Below are 1300 nucleotides of genomic sequence, written 5' to 3'. Positions count from 1 at the left end.
TCGTGCTCGACGGTTGGCTGCGCCAGGTGCCCGTCGGCGTGGTCGGTGAGTTGTACGTCGCCGGCGGCGGCCTGGCCACCGGCTATGTGGGCCGCCCGGGCCTGTCGTCGACGCGCTTCGTGGCCTGCCCGTACGGGGCCCCGGGTGCGCGGATGTATCGCACCGGCGACCTGGTCCGCTGGGGCGCAGACGGGCAGCTGCAGTACGTGGGCCGGGCCGACGAACAGGTCAAGGTGCGTGGGTATCGCATCGAATTGGGGGAAATCCGCGCGGCGCTAAGCGATCTGAACGGCGTCGAGCACGCCGCGGTGATCGCCCGCGAAGATCGGGCCGGCGAGAAGCGCCTCGTCGGCTATGTGACTGGAGCCGCTGACCCGGCCGACATTCGGGCCCGGTTGGGTCAGCGGCTCCCCACATACATGGTGCCCTCGGCGGTGGTGGTGCTCGACGCGTTGCCGCTGACGGTCAACGGCAAGCTGGACATCCGCGCGCTGCCGGCGCCGGAATACCAGGACGCCGACCGCTACCGGGCGCCGGTGAGCGCGATCGAGGAGATCCTGGCCGGCATCTACGCCCAGGTGCTGGGGGTCGAGCGGGTCGGTGTCGACGACTCCTTCTTCGACCTCGGCGGCGATTCGCTGTCAGCGATGCGCCTGATCGCGGCGGTGAATACCGCGCTGGATACCGGGGTTTCGGTGCGGGCGCTGTTCGAGGCGCCCACGGTGGCCCAATTGGCGCCGCGACTCGGCGATGGCGGTGTGCAGAGTCCCCGCGTGCTGGCGGGTCCACGACCGGAGTCGGTGCCGTTGTCGTTCGCCCAGTCCCGGTTGTGGTTCATCGACCAGTTGCAGGGACCCTCGCCGATGTACAACATGCCGGCGGCGCTGCGCCTGCGCGGTCGATTGGACGTGGGGGCCCTGCATGCCGCGCTTGTGGATGTGGTGGCGCGCCATGAGAGCTTGCGCACGGTGTTTGCCGTCTCCGACGGAACACCGCGACAGGTGGTGATACCCGCTGAGCGGGTGGACGTCGGGTGGGACGTAGTAGATACCGCCGGTTGGTCACCGGCACGGATGAAGGAGGCTGTTGATGCCGCGGCAAGTTACGCATTTGACCTCGCAAGCGAAATACCCATACAAGCAAAGCTATTCCGTCGCGGCGATGACGAGCATGTGCTGGTGGCGGTGGTCCATCATATTGCTGCGGATGGTTGGTCGCTGAATCCGCTGGTGCGCGATCTCGGGGTCGCCTATGCCGGCCGGTGCGACGGCCGTGCGCCGGATTGGTCGCCGCTGGCGGT

1 protein-coding gene is annotated in these 1300 nt (G+C 68.4%); it reads left to right on the top strand.

The window, feature by feature from the left end; translation table 11 throughout:
- On the top strand, positions 1–1300 hold a 1300-nt coding region (locus tag A5708_RS21080; RefSeq protein ID WP_155766114.1), incomplete at both ends, for a condensation domain-containing protein.

It is taken from the genome of Mycobacterium colombiense, assembly GCF_001672755.1.
Classification (GTDB): Bacteria; Actinomycetota; Actinomycetes; order Mycobacteriales; family Mycobacteriaceae; genus Mycobacterium; species Mycobacterium colombiense_C.
This window is presented reverse-complemented; position numbering and strand designations above follow the sequence as displayed.